This window comes from Thalassolituus alkanivorans (assembly GCF_020447205.1).
Lineage (GTDB): Bacteria > Pseudomonadota > Gammaproteobacteria > Pseudomonadales > Oceanobacteraceae > Venatoribacter > Venatoribacter alkanivorans.
The window spans coordinates 201,533-218,754 of record NZ_JAJAEL010000011.1 but is presented as its reverse complement, the minus strand read 5'-3'; the positions used below and the strand labels follow the sequence as shown (position 1 = coordinate 218,754).

Annotated in this window: 7 protein-coding genes; 5 read left to right on the top strand and 2 right to left on the bottom strand. The window is 52.3% G+C overall.

Going from position 1 to position 17,222, the window contains the following annotated elements; translation table 11 throughout:
* The first annotated feature begins 88 nt into the window (after positions 1–88).
* Entirely contained in the window at positions 89–1,573 is a 1,485-nt protein-coding gene (locus LGT44_RS07590; RefSeq protein WP_230331382.1) for an OmpP1/FadL family transporter, read from the top strand.
* Positions 1,574–1,650: 77 nt separating this feature from the next.
* Here the strand turns inward: LGT44_RS07590 and ccoG are convergent, their stop codons facing one another.
* Both ccoG and LGT44_RS19975 read right to left on the bottom strand, forming a co-directional pair.
* Positions 1,651–3,051 (bottom strand): cytochrome c oxidase accessory protein CcoG, encoded by a 1,401-nt coding sequence (gene ccoG / locus LGT44_RS07585; RefSeq protein WP_230333550.1) that lies wholly within the window; start codon positions 3,049–3,051, stop codon positions 1,651–1,653.
* A 156-nt stretch (positions 3,052–3,207) separates the two neighbouring features.
* On the bottom strand, positions 3,208–4,671 hold the full coding sequence (locus tag LGT44_RS19975; RefSeq protein WP_145469129.1) for a sigma-54 interaction domain-containing protein: 1,464 nt from the start codon (positions 4,669–4,671) through the stop codon (positions 3,208–3,210).
* Positions 4,672–4,821: 150 nt separating this feature from the next.
* Here LGT44_RS19975 and LGT44_RS07565 point away from each other — a divergent pair, with 150 nt between their 5' ends.
* The 4 genes from LGT44_RS07565 to LGT44_RS07550 all read left to right on the top strand — a co-directional run bounded on the left by LGT44_RS07565 (position 4,822) and on the right by LGT44_RS07550 (position 17,212).
* Complete coding sequence (locus LGT44_RS07565) at positions 4,822–5,874, top strand: DUF2333 family protein (RefSeq protein WP_145469130.1); 1,053 nt, start codon at positions 4,822–4,824, stop codon at positions 5,872–5,874.
* Positions 5,875–6,218: 344 nt separating this feature from the next.
* Positions 6,219–7,349, top strand: a complete 1,131-nt coding sequence (locus tag LGT44_RS07560) for a DUF6160 family protein (RefSeq protein ID WP_230331473.1) — start codon at positions 6,219–6,221, stop codon at positions 7,347–7,349.
* 1 nt (position 7,350) lies between these two features.
* Positions 7,351–8,817 (top strand): DUF6160 family protein, encoded by a 1,467-nt coding sequence (locus LGT44_RS07555; RefSeq protein ID WP_230331474.1) that lies wholly within the window; start codon positions 7,351–7,353, stop codon positions 8,815–8,817.
* Positions 8,818–8,830: 13 nt separating this feature from the next.
* On the top strand, positions 8,831–17,212 hold the full coding sequence (locus LGT44_RS07550) for a lectin-like protein (protein WP_230331475.1): 8,382 nt from the start codon (positions 8,831–8,833) through the stop codon (positions 17,210–17,212).
* Positions 17,213–17,222: the final 10 nt, after the last annotated feature.

Sequence of the window (17,222 nt, the reverse complement as noted above, 5' to 3'; positions counted from 1 at the left end):
CGACGAACAGTAATAAATCCGTCGGTTATTCCGCCTGTGGGGTCCTCCTGACCGGGCGGTTCACATAGCGTTTCAGCAAGGTGTTCAGATGTTCAATAAACCATCCGTTCTGGCGGTTGCCGTAGCGGCAGCTTCCCTGTTCAGCGCCGGTGTTCAGGCTTCCGGTTTTAAAATTAATGAGCAAAGCGCCAGTGGCGCCGGCCGTGCCTTTGCCGGTAGCGCAGCGGTTGCCAACGATGCTTCTGTGGTGTTCTTTAACCCGGCCGGTATGAGCCGTCTTGAGCGCTCCCAGGCCAGCTTTGGTTTTACTTATCTGCAGCTGGAAGGCAGCTTTGAAGGTGTACGCACCAACCCGACTGGTTTGGTGACCAGCGATACTGCTGAAGCCGGTGTGTATAACGACGGTGGCGATTTTATGCCGGATAAAGTCATTCCGTTTGGCTATATCGTGCACAAGCTGGATGACAAAGCGGCCGTGGGCCTGGGCATTTTCGCGCCGTTCGGTACCGCAACGGATTACAAAAGCGGCTCTCTGGCCGGCGGTTTTGCCGATGAGACTCAGCTGTCTGCCATTGATATTCAGCCAACCTTCTCTTATCAGCTGAGCGATACCCTGTCATTCGGTGTGGGTATTGATATTGTTTACGCTCAGGGTCTGCTGAGCAAAGAACTGGATCTAATTCCTTATGGCGCTCCTGGTGCTACCGATCCTCAGTACAAAGGTTACGAAAACAAGTTTGAAGTCAAAGGCGATGATATCGGTTATGGCTGGAACTTCGGTGTCATGTGGGATGCCAGCCAGTCGACCACACTGGGCTTTGCTTACCGCTCTGAGATCGACTTTGATCTGGAAGGTAAGTCTGAGTTTAAGCAGTCTAATGGCGTTGAAGTTTACAATGCAGACCTGAAAGGTCATCCACTACTGGATCCGGATGACAACGGTATTGTTCTGGCGGATGCAGCTATTGCCGCAGCAACTGGCAGTTACAATCCGGCCAACACATACACCGGTAAAGTCGATAAGCAGGACTCCCGTGTACCTCTGACCGGCCCGCGTTCTGCGACCTTCAGCATCGCGCATAAGCTGGATGACCGTCTGCAGTTGCTGGCCGGTGCCACCTGGACTGACTGGTCTTCGTTCAAATACTTCGATGTGATCGCGACCAAGTCCGGCATCATCGATGACCTGAGTGGTCTGGGTGAGAACTACGTTGGCCATATCGTTGAAAAATGGCATGACACCTGGTCTTACTCTGTGGGTGCTGAGTACAGCCTGAATCAGGACTGGACGCTGCGTACCGGTTACGCCTTTGACGCTTCACCGGTTAAGGACGAGCACCGTACTGCGCGTGTACCGGATAACGACCGTCAGTGGCTGACTGCAGGTGCCACCTACAACCTGAACGACAGCTGGAGCTTTGATGCGGCCGTGGCGTACCTGTTTATCGATAAATCCAAGATCGACGAGTACAACTACGATCTGGACGATGAGCAGAAAGGCGCCGACAACCTGAAAGGTGAATTCGACGTGAATGCACTGGGTCTGTCTTTCCAGGCGAACTATCGTATGTAACAGACGCTTTTAACCGGTCTTAAAAAAAGCCCGTATGGAACTCCATACGGGCTTTTTTGTGGGCGTTGATCGGGCCCTTAATTGTTTGCCGCGAGGCTGGTGGTACGCACTCTGGGGTTGGTAAAGCGCGCTGGCAGTTCCTGCTGATAGCCGCTGCGCTGGTCTTCAATACGTAACTCCAGCGCCTGGCTTGGGGTGTCGGTGGTGCGTTCGATATCCAGACTGTGGGCGGCGCGCTGACCGGCGCTGAGGGTGGTGTGCAACAGGATCTGCTGCTGATCGTAAACCGTCAGCTGCATAGCGTCTTGGCTGCGGTTGTGCAGCTTCAGGGTGTAGCGGTTGATAAGGGTGTCGTCCGGTGTCAGCTGGTACAGAGCCAGGCGGTCGCGCTCCAGGCTGGCACTCAGTGGAGGTTGCTGCAAGGTTGTGACCAGAATGACGGCAAAGGCACTGAGTGCCAGTGCGCCATAACCCCACAGACGCCAGCGTTGCAGCGGGCTCAGCTGTTGCTCTGGCTGATAGGTGATCAGGCCGGTGGCACGACCGGTTTGCAGCATTACTTTGTCACAGGCATCGATGCAGGCACCGCAGTCGATACAGGCAATCTGCAGACCGTCACGGATATCAATATTGGTCGGGCAGACCTGCACACACAGACCGCAGTCGATGCAATCGCCGCCGCTGTTGGTATTGTCAGGGTTGTGCTTACCCCGGGGTTCGCCACGCGCGCTGTCGTAGCGTACGGTGCGGGTCTGGTTATCGAACATCACCGACTGAAAGCGGGAATAGGGGCACATATGGGTGCAGACCGATTCACGCAGCCAGCCGGCGTTGAGAAAGGTGAGGGTGCTGATCAGGATCAGCCAGAACATAGCAACGCTGCTGATATCTCCCTGGATAACATCACTCCACCACTGCGCCAGCGGGTAGAAGTAGGCAATGATGGTTATGGCGGTCGCCAGACTGAGCAATCCCCAGGCAACAAACTTCAGTGCCCTGCGAACCTTCTGCTGGCGGGTCCCTTTACCCTGATCCAGCTTGCGGCGCATCTGGCGTGAGCCTTCGATTTTCTCTTCCAGCCAGATAAACATAAAGGTCCACACCGTCTGCGGACAGCTGAAGCCACACCACAGGCGGCCGGCGTACATGGCAACAAAAAACAGGGCGAAGGCACTGCCGATCAGCAGACCACTGAGCAGCAACAGATCTTCCGACCACAGGAGCCAGCCGCCGATATGAAACTGCTGAGCATTGAGGTCAAAAAACACCGCAGGTTTGCCCTGCCAGCTGAGCCATGGGGTGATAAAGAACACTGCCAGCAGCGGCCAGCCAACAGCACGGCGCCAGTTGCGGAACAGGCCGCTGGCCAGACGCACCCGGTGTGGCGGCTCGTCAATCATATGGAGGGGGATACGGTTGTCGTGGCGGCGGCGGGCGGCGGTGAACAAGGCGGAGAGCAGGGGAATGCGGGGGATCATAACCATCAGAACCTGTGAAAATCTTTGACAGGCTCCTATGGCAACCGGCGTACCAGTTATTCAGGGCGCATAAATACTGGGGTTCTGGTCATTACCTCAGATACGAAAACGATATCCGGAGTCGATATATGGTTTTGTGCGATATGTCGCTTCTTGTTACAGTAAGCCCAGCTTTTTCATGCGTGAGCGCAGGGTGGAAACCGGCAGGCCCAGCAGTCTCGCGGTGCCCTTATCGCCACCGATCATACCGCCACAATAGTTCAGGGCGCGCAGGATATGCTGCTTCTCGGCTTCCTGCAGAGGGAGTGGCTTTGTCTCCTGCCCGTTGTGGTCCTGCAGGCTGGTCATGCTCTGTAACAGCGGCAGTTGCAGCTGGTCGCTGCTGAGAATCAGGCCGTGCTCGAGCACGTTGGCCAGCTCGCGCACGTTACCCGGCCAGGGATGGTTCATCAGCTGGCGCAGTTGTGCCGGTTGCAGGGCCGGCGCCTTGCGGTTCAGACGGCTGGCCAGCCGCTGCAGCAGGTGGGTGGCCAGCAGCGGGATATCAGCCTGGCGTTCACGCAGAGGCGGTACGTGCAAAGGGAAGACATTGAGGCGGAAATACAGGTCGGAGCGGAACTGACCACTCTGTACCATGGCAGCCAGATCGCGGTGGGTGGCGGCAATGATACGGACATCTACCTTAATGGTGTGCTGGCTGCCCAGACGCTGGATTTCACCCTCCTGCAGCACGCGCAGGAGTTTTACCTGAGCGGCGGCGGATAATTCACCGATTTCATCGAGAAACAGAGTGCTGCCGTCGGCCTGTTCAAAGCGGCCGATACGGCGCTGGTGGGCGCCGGTAAAGGCACCGCGTTCGTGGCCGAACAGTTCACTCTCGAGCAGGTTTTCGGCCATGGCACCGCAGTTCACCCGCACCATGGGTTTGGCTGCACGCGGGCTTTGCTGATGCAGACTGCGTGCGACGAGTTCTTTACCACTGCCGCTTTCGCCCAGAATCAGCACGCAGCTGGGGGTAGGCGCGACCTGACGAATGCTGTGCTGCAGCTGCAGCATACCATCGCTCTGGCCGAGCAGTTCCGATTCGCCCTGCTGATCACGCAGCTCCTGTTGCAGGTACTGGTTTTCGGCCTGCAGCTGGCGCTGCAGCTGACCTACCTGATCAAGGGCAGCCTGCAGTGAGCGCTGATGTTGCAGGCGTTCACTGATGTCTTTGAACACCACCACGGCGCCGGTGATAACCCCATTGTCGATGATGGCTGTGCTGGAATATTCCACCGGAAACCAGCTGCCATCTTTGCGCCAGAAGACTTCCTGATCGCTGTAGGCGGTGATGCCGGTCTGCAGGGTCTGGTAAATCGGGCAATCTTCCTGCGGATAATGGCGGCCATCCACATGGCTGTGATGATGAAAGCGGTGGATACTCTGGCCTTCGATTTCGGCCTGGCTCCAGCCGGTCAGACGTTCGGCCGCCGGGTTTACAAAAGTCGCGTGGCCTGCAGCGTTAAGGCCGTAGACACCTTCAGACATCGCCTCAAGAATACGCTGATAGCGATGGCTCAGTTCGCTGTGGCTGAGTGCGCTGTGGCTCTGGGCTGGGGAATTCTGACTGGCGGACATGGCCTGGCCTCGGCTGACAGGGTTAACCGCCAAAGCGGTACAGACTAATTGAGTTGCCGCAGTATATCAGCTGTGTGCAGCTTGTCCGAACGGGCGGTGGCGGGTAGGCTTGCTGCTGTTTTTTGCGATACAGACAAAGGAAAGGAAGATATGAAGGGGCAGTTGCAGAACAAAATTCTGGATATGCGTGAGCGTCTGCAGGACTGGTGGACTGATGGTGGTGTGGTACGCAGCGCGGTACTGCTGGGGCTGGTGGTGTATCTGCTGGTATGCATTGTTCTGGGATTTCTGTGGAGCTCTGAGCCGGATATGTTCCCGGTGCGCGAGCGCGCTATGCAGCGTGCTGAGGCGATGGGCGTTGAGCCGGTGGTTGGTTTTACGACCACCGCAACGCTGATGGAAGTTACGGCGGCTCTGCTGAACAAGCAGGGAGGCTATCTGAGCAATGATGTTTTCCCACCGGGCTTGTGGCTCGACAATATCCCTAACTGGGAATACGGCGTGCTGATTCAGGTGCGTGACTTTACCCGTGCCCTGCGTAAAGACTTCAGCCGCTCGCAAAGTCAGTCCACCGAAGATAAGGATCTGTCGGTGGCGGAGCCACAGCTGCACTTTGATAACAACAGCTGGGCAGTTCCTTCTTCTGAAGCGGAATACGAGCGCGGCCTGAAAGCACTGGATAACTACCTGCACCGTCTGGCTGATCCGAAAGAACCGACGGCACAGTTTTATGCCCGCGCCGATAACCTGCGCCAGTGGCTGTTTGATGTGGAAACCCGCCTGGGCAGCCTGTCGCAGCGCCTGAGTGCTTCTGTGGGCAAGCGCCGTCTGAACACCGATCTGGCCGGCGACAGTGCCGCCAGTCAGTCAACGCCGGCGGATTACGATCAGGAAGTGAAAACCCCATGGACGCAGCTGGATGATGTGTTTTATGAAGCGCGCGGTACGGCCTGGGCGCTGTCGCATATCCTGCGTGCGATTGAAGTGGATTTCCGTGACGTGCTGGATAAGAAGAATGCGCTGGTCAGCCTGCGGCAGATTATCCGTGAGCTGGAAGCAACCCAGGAGCCGCTGTGGGCACCGATGATTCTTAATGGCAGTGGCTTCGGTCTGTTTGCCAACCACTCTCTGGTAATGGCGTCTTATATCTCCCGTGCCAACGCCGCCATTCTGGATTTGCGCGAGCTGTTGTCGCAGGGCTGATTCTATTGATCTCCGGGTGGCCAGATCCGCCCGGAACCCCCTCCTGATTTGTTGCCTCGGGCCACTTTCTGGCGCCATGTAACCCATGCTTTTTTCTGCCTGCCTGACGCCTGAGCTTGCTGCTTCCGATTGACGCAATCTGGCCAATTTCTGCGAACTTTACATAATGTTTAGCTGCTATCTAAGTGGTTGAATATTAATGTTTTTTTCTTATTTTTTCGTGTTTGAAGTAAAACAATCGTCCAGCATATAAGTGGAACGGCTGTTTTGGTTCTGGTATCTTGCACGTTCGTATCACCGCTAGTCCGTACGTATAACAACAATAAAAAATTAGGGAGAGTCAGATGGCATCAAAGTGCTGTCTCATCCTGGCCACAATGATGGCCGGTTCACCTGCTCTTGCGCTTGAAGCGCTGGATGAAAGCTCGCTGTCGGAAGTGACAGGTCAGGCTCAGGGGTTGCGTTATACGTCGGAATACGACGCGCGTATTGATTCCATTTCTTATATCGACGACGACGGCCTGGGTGCAGATGGCACCGTGGGCAGTATTTCTATGTCGCCAATCCGCGTTTACACCCAAACCAACCGGCCGGTTCAGGTTGATCTTGAAGTAAAAGATGTTGGTGGCCGTAAGGCGCTGGTGTTCACCAATCGTGACCTGCCGGTTGAGGTGGAAATAGGATCCATTGCCATCAATGAATATTCCCTTGGTGGTTTTGGACAGGGCAATTTCCAGATAGGCGCTGGCGACTCTATGGTTACTTACCTGTATGCCGGCGGCTTTGATGGTAATGGCCTGACGCTGGATCTGGATATTCCTAATTCGATGTCTTATGAAACATATATCGAAGATGACGGCGCCCGTTTTACTACTACCGTCGATTTTAGCGACCCTCGCGACCCTAATGGTGGGGGTCTTTTCCTTAAAGATATTACCTTCGACTTAGTTGGCGAAGGTTTACGTATGGGCCTTCCTACTACGACCGGTGGCAATATCAATTTCTATAACGCCCGGGTTGGTGATGATGTTCTTAATAGTGCTGCGTTACGGAATATCGTGTTGACTCCCGGTGGTTATCTGTTGATTAAAAATGCCCGGGGTGCCAGTGAATATGGCCTCGAATTTGATGCTGTGCTGAAACAAGGTTCTCACTTTGATTACGTGTATATCGCCGGTGAGGTGGATGGCTCTTATCCCAACCCGAATGTATTTGAAATGTCAGCAAATATCAGCCTGTTAAGCGACTTCAGCGTCAAAGGCATGCGTATGAATGTTGATGGTCAGCGTGGGCTGGTTTTTGATTTTGATAATACTGATGCAGCCAGTGGCGTAACGGCAAATATGCTGATGCAGGATGTTACCCTGCAGCGCAGTGATAAGGTGGCCACCGCTGTAAATCCGGTGAGTATCGGCACGATGGATATTCAGATGAACCTGACCAATAACAGTTATTTACAGGTTGAGGGACATTGATATGACTTTACGCAACCTGGTTACGTTCTCTTTTGTGATCGCAGGAAGTTCGCCTCTTATGGCGATGCAGCCTCTCGGTGATGAGTTTATGGCTGCCGTATCGGGGCAATCGGGTATTACTATTGAAATGACTACGCAGGATCCGAATGGTGATTTTCTGACAACAGGGGCCATCCGGTTTACTGAAAACGATAAAGACGGTAAAGGTAAAGATTATCTGGAAATCGGCAGTCTGAAATTACGCACCATCGAAACCGATGGCGCGGGCAATATGATTGGTGTCGATACGATCCGTACAGATATTGATGTCGACAGTGGCGGTAACGTCAGCATCCGCAGCAGCGATATTAATACACTGGATCTGGAGTTGGGTGAGATATCCCTTAGTGGGCGGACTCTGTTCGGAGCTATGCGTTTTTCGGTCTGGGAATTTGTTGGTAACAGTTACCTGGAGACGGTACTCCTCAATGATGTTGCCGGCTCTAAAATTGCTTTCCGTACCGTGATGGAAGCGGGTAGTGGTCTGACCTATCAGTTTGATGAGGATGGCCTGACTTTTTCTTCGGATGTTGTATTTTTGCCTGCAACCGGACAATCGGAATTTCGTAGTGAGTTGTTCCTGACAGGCGATAGTGACAAATTAAAACTGGAACTTGGTGAAACCAGTGGCAGCTTTGAAATCAAAAATATTTCGCTGCTGGACCCTGCCGGAAATAACATTTTTGGTGCCAATAATTTTGGCGATGTGGGCTATTCCGATATTACTATTAATACCGGTTATATCACGATTGCCGCGAATGACACGCCTGGTGTCGATGGTTTGAAAGGTGTTATTAACGCAGATCTTAATATTGGTAGTGCGTTTTACCGCACAGGAGATCAGCGCCTGAATATGCGCAATGTCCAGCTGCGCACTAATGGTGAAATTAACTATCAGACGGATTTTACCGATAACGGTTATTCAACAGGTATCGATGCTACCATTTATGGTGTCAGTGATCTGGATCTGATTATTGGTGCGCTGACCTTGAGCTCCGGAGACGGCAGTAATGAATCTCTGAGCATGGGATCATATGCAATCGAAAATCTTAATCTGAATGGTGGCAGTATAGAGCAGCAGATCTATACCTTGCCGGGTTCTGGCGCTCAGGGCATGCAGATGGATCTTACCATCGCAGGAACAACCAGCTTTGACCTCACCATTAAAGACGACCCTGCGGTAAATAATGGTGATCCTGATCCTGTACTGACCGCCGAAGTTGTTCTGAATAATGTCTCTGTGTCGCAAACGATCGACCAGACCAGTAAAGGTCTGCATATCGGTATTCTTAATCAGAGTATGGATGCCAATATCAATGCCATTCGTGTCGGTGATGGTTTAATTCAGCAAGGGCAAAGTGGCCGTTTGGTTATGAATAATCTTTCGCTGCAACCGGGTAGTTACTTCCGGATAGAACCGCTCCAGTAAGGGCCTGTAGTATATGAATAACAATTATAAAAAAATATTTCTCACACTGACGTTTGCTCTGACTGCTGTTGCTGCTCAGGGAGCAAGCGTTTCGTCGAAGGCATCTGTCTGGTATGACCTGGTACGTAATACAGGAACACCTGTCGACTATAACGGTGGCAGTATTACCCGTGCGCAGGCGGCTGAAATTAATCTCGATACCGTTGTTTTCTGGAAGGATAATGAGCCGAATGATTCCAGCAGCGAAGATTGTGCCACTCAGGCTGCGGATGGTACCTGGAACGATCTTGGTTGTGAACAGAGCCGACGGGTTGCATGTTTTAACGGCACGACCTGGACGATCAGCTCTGCCAGTGTTGCCATGGGGGCAGACAATAATGCAGCCGAAAATATCAGCAGCGCTCAGAACGCCTGTCCTGCTAATACCTCTTTTTCAGCACCGGTTACGCTTGCGCAACGTAATGCTCTGTCTTCTGCCATCAGTGCCGCCAATGTAACTAATGGTGTCTGGATCAATGCTCAGGACATGAAAATTGAAAATGTCTGGGCAATTAATAAAAACTCTTCAGCCATTGCCCCTTTTTGGGGGGCTGGAGAGCCTTCGGGCACTGCCGGCGATTGTGCTGTTATTGATGGCGCAGGAAACTGGAGTGCTTCCGATTGTTCAGCTTCATATGCGGTTGCCTGTGCTAACGGTACGCTCGACAACTGGCAAATCGTAAACTCTCCAGTAGCATTTACTGCTATCGAAAAATTAACTCAGGTGTGTCAGCAAAGCTTCGGTGTTTTTTATCAGTTTGCTGCACCTCGTACCTCTTCTCAAAACACGGCTTTGAGCAACGCACTGTCTTCTGCCGGAGTTTCTGCTGCCTGGATTAATGCGCGTGATAACAGCATTGAAGGCTATTGGATGCTGAATCACGGATTGTTTGATTGGGCTACTGGTGAGCCGGATGTGAATCGTGGTTTATGTGCTGTTGCGCGTCAGAGTGATGGGCGCTGGTTGGCTGCGGACTGCGATAGCCGTGCCAAGCTGTTGTGCAGCGACGGGACAAACTGGATTTTCCGTGATGTCGTACATCAGTTCAGCAATCAGGCTTTGGATGCCTGTAGCCGTCCAAACTCTGCTACAGGAACAAACACATTTGCCAATTATCGGCTGAAAACCCCGGTAACTGAGCCGGAACGTATACGGGTGAGTCAGCTGATCCGGGCTCAGGGCAACGACACTAAAGTCTGGCTGAATCTTAAACGGGTGCAGGATACAGGTTTGTGGTTGTGGAATCAGGGGTATGAGCAACCAGATGTTGGCGGATCGAATTTAGCGGGAGGCGTCTGGTACGACACTCTTAATAATGATAATGAAGATTTATCAGGCCCCTGGAAACGCTATAGTGATGGCGTTGATATTAATATTGCTCAGGCCCGTGCGGCAAACAAACTTATTTACTCAAATTTTGATTGGAAAGAGCCCAACGACAGTGGCGGTTGTGTGCAGATGTATACCAGCGGAGGAAATGCTGGATTATGGGATGACACAGGTTGCTCAGTCAGTAGCCGGGTTGCGTGCTTCGATGGTTTTGATTGGGCAATATCCTCAGCAGCGGTAGGTATTGGAGCTGACAGCGAGACCAATGAAAACCTTAGTAATGCCCAGAATGCTTGTGCTGCAATTTCCAAGCAAGGGGTATCCGGTAATTTCCGTTTTGCGGCTCCTATTACTTTTAGACAAAGCATGAACCTTCTGAGTGTTGCTCAGGATAGTGGTGTTACGGGTAATGTTTGGATCAATATAAATGACAAGCGTTATAACAGAACCTTTGTTTACAATCTGGGTGCTGATGTTATTGCTCCATTCTGGAATGCTGGTGAACCGAATGACGCCGGTGGTAATGAAGACTGTGCTGTTCAGCAACGTACCACAGGGTTATGGAATGATCTGCCGTGCGCCAGTTCTGTGCCCCTGGCCTGCTACAACCCTTATGTAGGTGCAAACGGAATCTGGAGCATTACCTCAACCGGCTATAGCTTTACGACACCAACGGCACTGTCGCTTGTCTGTGAGCAATCTTTTGGTGGCCAGTTTAAATTTTATGCACCGGTCACACTAAGTCAGCGTAATGATCTGGTTGCGGCAATGACAGCGGCTGCTGTCGATAACGTTTACATCAATGTTAATGACCAGGAGTCGGAAGGTACCTGGCGGCTGAATGTTGATATTAATAACTGGGCAACAGGGCAGCCATCTGCCAACAGTACTGAGCGCTGTGTGGCGGCGGATGTTACCGACTCACAGTGGCGGACGCGTAATTGTGCTGATGCATTACCGGTGGCTTGTACAACCGGTGGGCGTTGGTATTTCACGGAAAATACTATCAATCTGACGGATTTCTCAGCCGGACAGCAAGCCTGTAATACTTTGGGCAGTGGCTATTTGTTTAATGCCCCCCGTTCCCTCGATGATGCACAGCAAATGCAGTACTTTGCCTTGTTGGCCGGAGTCGGCGGTAATTTCTGGATCAACGGCAACCGGCTGGAAGATATGGCCGTGTGGGAGTGGAATCAGCGCAGTCTGAAAACTCCGCTGTGGTCATCCGTTGAACCCAATGGCGGTATCCGCGAAAACTGTGCACTGTTGAATAATGATGCTGACGCCAGCTGGGCTGACGAACGTTGTGACTCGGGGACCGATCGTGCCTATTTATGCCGTAACGGCAGTAACTGGCAAATTTCCGTTTTACAGGGTGCGCTCGAAGACTTCTCCCAGGCTGTTGCTGCTTGTGCAGCTCTGGGAAGCGGCTGGGTCTTCGCAGCTCCGGCAACCTATAACGAAAATCTGGCGGCGAAAAATGCGATGGGGGCGGTTGCACAGGTTTGGGTTAATGCGACTGATGCCATGAAAGAAGGTGCCTGGACTCTGAATGCTGCGCCGATCAATCAGTATCCTAACTGGGCTGCTGGTCAGCCGGATAATGGCGGACTGGCTGCCGCAGATGAAACTGCATTACTGTATGGCGAAGATTGCGTATATCAGGATGGCAGTGGCCTCTGGTCGGATACCGCCTGTACCAGTGCTGCTGAATATTCATGGGCCTGTAATGATGGTTATGTCTGGAAAGTTACCCGCTCACAAGGTACGGCGGCGAATCCTGCGGATGGTCATAAAGCCTGTTTTAATGAGTATGGTTCTAATTTTGTCTTTGCTGCACCGCTTAACATAAATGATTCTATTCAGATCGATTTCGCCCGCTTGCTGGCCTCTGCTGAACGCGGCAACAGTATTTCCCGTGTCTGGCTGAATATGAACGATGGCGGTTATGAAGATAATCGTTCTGGTGCTGCCGATGGCCGTCACTTCCGTAAGAATCAGCCGTTTACTAACTGGATCTCAGCCTATCCGGGGCAGGAGCCGCTGAGCAGCTGTGCGTACAAATCCACGACTGCCGCAGGTCAGAACAATCCGTGGCGTACTGCCAGCTGCACGAGTTTTGCTGCTCATTATGCCTGTACCGATGGTGCGGCCTGGAATGTAGCGACTTCAAAAGGCGCATTGGTAAATGGTTCGCTGCAGGTTGTTCCTCAGGTTGGCGAGGATTACTGGTCTTATGATCTGGGCAACAGCCGTTGCAAAGAGCAATTTGGCGAGCAGTATTATTTTTCCGCGCCGGTGACTGCTGCGGAAGAATTCGCACTGGATGCCGCTATTCGCAATACCAATGCGCAGGTGAAAAATACCTGGATTAATTATTACTACGTTAATGCCATTACCTCGGCCAACAGCCGCTGGTTTGCTGATCGCCTGAAGCTGGGTATCTGGCAAAAACCGGTATTCCGCAATCTGAATAATGCCGATTGCTCGGTACTGCATCCGGATGGTTCCTGGACAGATGTTTCCTGTAACGCTTCTTATAGTTACGCCTGCTTCGATGGCAGCTGGAGTATTACCGGTCTTAATGGACGCTGGGATGAAGGCTTTGCAGCCTGTGATAACCAGAATGCCAGTCTGTTTGCCGTACCGCGCTCACCGGATGAAATGGCAGAGTTGCTTGCTCAGATGGGGGGACAGCCGGCATGGATAAATCTGACGGATACGGCGCTGGAGTCACAGTGGATTGCCAACCGTTTACGCTTCTCCTGGTGGCGCAGTGGAGAACCGTCTAACTCCGGTAACCGTGATTGTGGCCGCATTGCTGAAAATGGCGAATGGTATGCCGGAAAATGCTCCGTGGAGCATGCTGCTTTTGCCTGCCGTACTGTCACCGGAAGTACCATCAGCTGGAATATCACTAACGCTGCTGGCATCTGGTCGGAAGGCTTTTCTGCCTGTGCCCGGGAATATCCGGGTAGTGAATTTTTTGTACCTCAGGGTTATGGCACTCATTCGGCCAGCATGGATCAGAACACGCTGGCAGCCGTTATTGCTGCGGCCGGACGGGATGCCTGGATTAACCTGAGTGATCAGGATGTGGAAGGTCACTGGCGTGCGTATCAGGCCTACAGTGACTGGGGCGTTGCCAGTCTGCTCGACCAGAATAATGACTGTGCCTATCTGGATCGTGTGGTGGCGGGTTCCGGCACCTGGTATGCAGATAGTTGCAAATACACCAGTGGTACGCCGGTTTCCCGTGGCTACGCCTGTACCAATGGTTATGAATGGCGTCTGGTAAATACCACCGCTGATACCAGTGTGCGCTGGTCGGAAGGTTTTACTGCCTGTCAGACACTTGGTAGTGACTGGCGTTATGCGGCTCCGACTGATGCTGTACAGAATGCCAAGCTGCGTCTGGCGATGGAGCTCTCCGGTATCAGTCAGATATGGATCAACGCCCAGGACCGCACAGATGAAGGTAACTGGCAAATAAACGGCCCGGAAACCAACTTTGCACCGGTGGCTGATACCAGCCTGACGGCGTTGGTGGTGGCAGAAAACACCAGCAATATTCAGCTGCATGCATTGCTGGAAGATGATGAAGAAGTGGGAATTGCCAGTGCCAGCTGGAGCCTGGTGTCTGATAGCCGTTTCAGTAATGTGGCTGATTCAGATGTGGTTGTCAGCTCTGGCTCTCTGGTGGCCGGTGCGGCAGGTAGTGCCGTTCTGACTGCGTCGTACACCAGTCCGGTGTTGCTGAATCAGGATGCTGTGCTGGTCTTCAAAATTTCTGCAACAGACATCCCGCCGGGTACAGCCCTGGCGGCAACGTCTGAAACCTTTATTACCGTACGGGTGAAATCTCCGTTACTGGCAGCCTGGAATTTTAATGACTCAGCTTCTCCGCAGCGGGATGTGACCGGTAATGGCCATAACGCACTGAATAATGGTGTGACTCCGTTACCACCGGTTGTGGGTGGTGCGCTGGCCCTGTCGGCGGCGGATGTTATGGTAGTTCCGGGTCTGGCGGCTCAGCCAGATGGTGGTCTGGACGTACCGGTCGCGGAGTACACGGTGGCCTTCCGTATCAGTATCGAAGAAGCGGCCAGCGGTGCATGGCGTGGAATCCTGCAAAAAGGCGATGGCGGTCTGGAACGTCAGCCGGGCATATTCCTGTATCCGGATGCCGAGAGCCTGCACGCGACCAATAGCACCAATCAGAGCGATAACCGCAGCGTCAATGTTGTCGATATCCCGTTCCGCCAGTGGTTGAATGTGGTGTACAGCAAACGCGCGGATGGGCTGGATATTTATCTGGATGGCGAACTGGCGGGTAGCTACCCCTTTGCTAGCGGTGAACAATCGCTCATCAACACTGGTAATCTTTACGTCGGTAATATTCCAGGAGCGGCAGAGTCTTTCACCGGTCTGATTGATGATATTCAGGTTTTCAACCGTGTTCTGACGGGCGCAGAGCGCCTGCAGGTTCTGCCAACGCCTCCTTTGGGCGATGTGCAGTTTGTTCAGGCAGGTAGTCAGCTGGATGAAGATGCTGGCAGCGTTACCCTGTTGCTGGAGCGCAGTCGTGGCAGCAAGGCACCGCTGACGGTGTATGTGGATATTAATGCTGCAGCCAGCACGGCGACCCTGGGTAACCAGGCTGATATGACCGATCCGCTGCATCCGGCTGATCTGGCGTTGGGCGCTGCTTATGTATCAGGCACCGGGGTACCGGTTAGCTGGCCGGCGGACACCCGTGGTCAGCAGAGTCTGACCATTACACTCGATAACGCCGACGACAATCTGCGTGAAGGTACCGAAATTGCCCGTTTGTTGCTGGCCGATACGGCAGGAGCCGGAACGGGGCTGAATTCGACTTATGCACTGCGTCTGAATGATGTAACACCGAATCCGTTCGGTAACTTCTCAGTAACCGGTCCTGACCCGATGGTCGTATTGGAAAATAACCCTGCCACTCAACCCATCTGCATTGTGCGTGAGTCCGGCGCGCAGGGAGAGGTTACGGTTAATTACAGCATCAGTGGTACGGCTGTTGCGGGAACAGATTTCAATTATCTGCCATCCGGTATTGAACCGGTTGCAGCCAGCGGTTCGGTAACTTTTGCCGATGGTGACAGTACGGATAAGTGTTTTGATATTGCCGTGGTCAATAATCCGGCTATTGGCACTCCGGATATTAATCTTCAGGTCACCATTACCGGCCTGAACCACGATGCGGGTCTGGATCCGCTACTGACTGCGCAGAATCAGGCGCAGCTGGTAATCCGCGATTATGCACCGGGTGAATTTGGCTTCGTAAGTTCGACCCTGACTTGCAAAGAACCCAATACAGCTACCGCGGTCCCGGATGAGCTTAAGCCGACAGCGGCAGAGCTGATCTGTGAAGTGAGTGTTGTCCGGACGAACACTGGTCTTTACGCACCAGTGGCACAGTTGAATGTTGTGCAAATTGCTCATACCCCGGACGATGCCCCTCAGAATGATCTGAGTTTTACCCCGGTACTGAACTGGGATGCTAAAGCCTCTGGTTCCGCAGCTGAGGATGTGCAGACGGTTGTATTTACTCTGCAGAATGACGGCGAACAGGAGTCTGATGAAGTTGTGGCTGTGCAGTTACAGGCTACAAATGGAGATGGCCATAATGAAGTAATCAACCAGGCTGATCTGCAGTTGACGATGGTCGATGTAACTGAACCAGCATTGGTAACTGCCAGCGTTGCAGGTGCACCGGCTGGTAATATTCTTGACGTTGATGAAGGAACAGCCGTTACCATCAATCTGGCCAGAACGCTGAATGAAAACACTGAATTCACAACGGCCTATGAGTTATCCGCAACCTCACTGGGCAGTCAGAATCTTACCGATATTCTGTCGCTGCAGTTGGATGGAGCTAATGCTCCAGTGAGTGGGGCACTGGCATTTACCCGTAATGCTGGTAGTAGCCGTACATTTACGATTAATACTATTGACACCGTAGAGCCGGGTGATGACCGGGTGGTAAAAGTTCGTCTGGATCAGGTTAATCCGGACCGGATTGCTGGTCTGGGGGATCGGGCCAATGCGAATAAAGATACCCAGAATTTCACCGAGGTTGCGTTCCGTATTAAGAATACACGGGATTATCTGGATAATATTTTCCTGAGTGCATCGGCGACCAAGTTTGACTCAGTTGGCAGCGCTGCGCTAAATAGCTCAGCCTTTACCAATGTTGAACATATTACCCGTGATATTCAGCCGGTTCATGGCTATATCAATCTGAATGCAGCCTTTAATGGTTTTGATGGGATTTACGATATTCAGGATACAGCTTTGCTGTATTCGGTAACTTTCTATCAGAATGGTACAGTTAATTCGGTTATTAATGGCCAGAATATGGCATCGCTATTACGCAAAAGTAGCGATCCTGAACAAGCCTTTAATGCAACAGGCTCAATTCCACTGGATAAAGACACTGGAGCGGTATTTAACCCGCGCTTGCTTATACCATATGTAACTGATGGAAATTCTGCTGACGTCGAAATGAAAGTACGATTTGTCGGTAATGTTACCGGTGATGTGAAGGAGCAAACTTACCGTTTCCGTCCGCAAGTTGTGTGGAGACGTATGGAATATAATGACAACAATGAATGTTTATATTACGAGTCGGATGGGCGAGTACGTTGGCAATATTCGGGCTATGATGGCGGTACTTGTAAAGCGGTTGGGGTGAATAATCAGACCTTTACATATAACGCATTCACCGAGCAAATAGAGAGTCGTGGCCGCCCTGGGCAATGTCTAGAAGCTGAAAGCAGTAATGAATGGGCCCAGCTTTGGGTACGAAATTGTGATGCTGCGGGCAGTGTGCGAAATACGCAAAGGTTCTACATGGAATCCGGATTCCGGGTGATTAACAGGGCCAATACTGAAGAACTACTGTGCGGAGAAACAGGTTTTGCTAACAATCCGGATGTTGTTTTGCGTAGACCTTGTTCGTATGGGAATTGGGAATGGTGGTCAAATTAAGGTGAGCCTT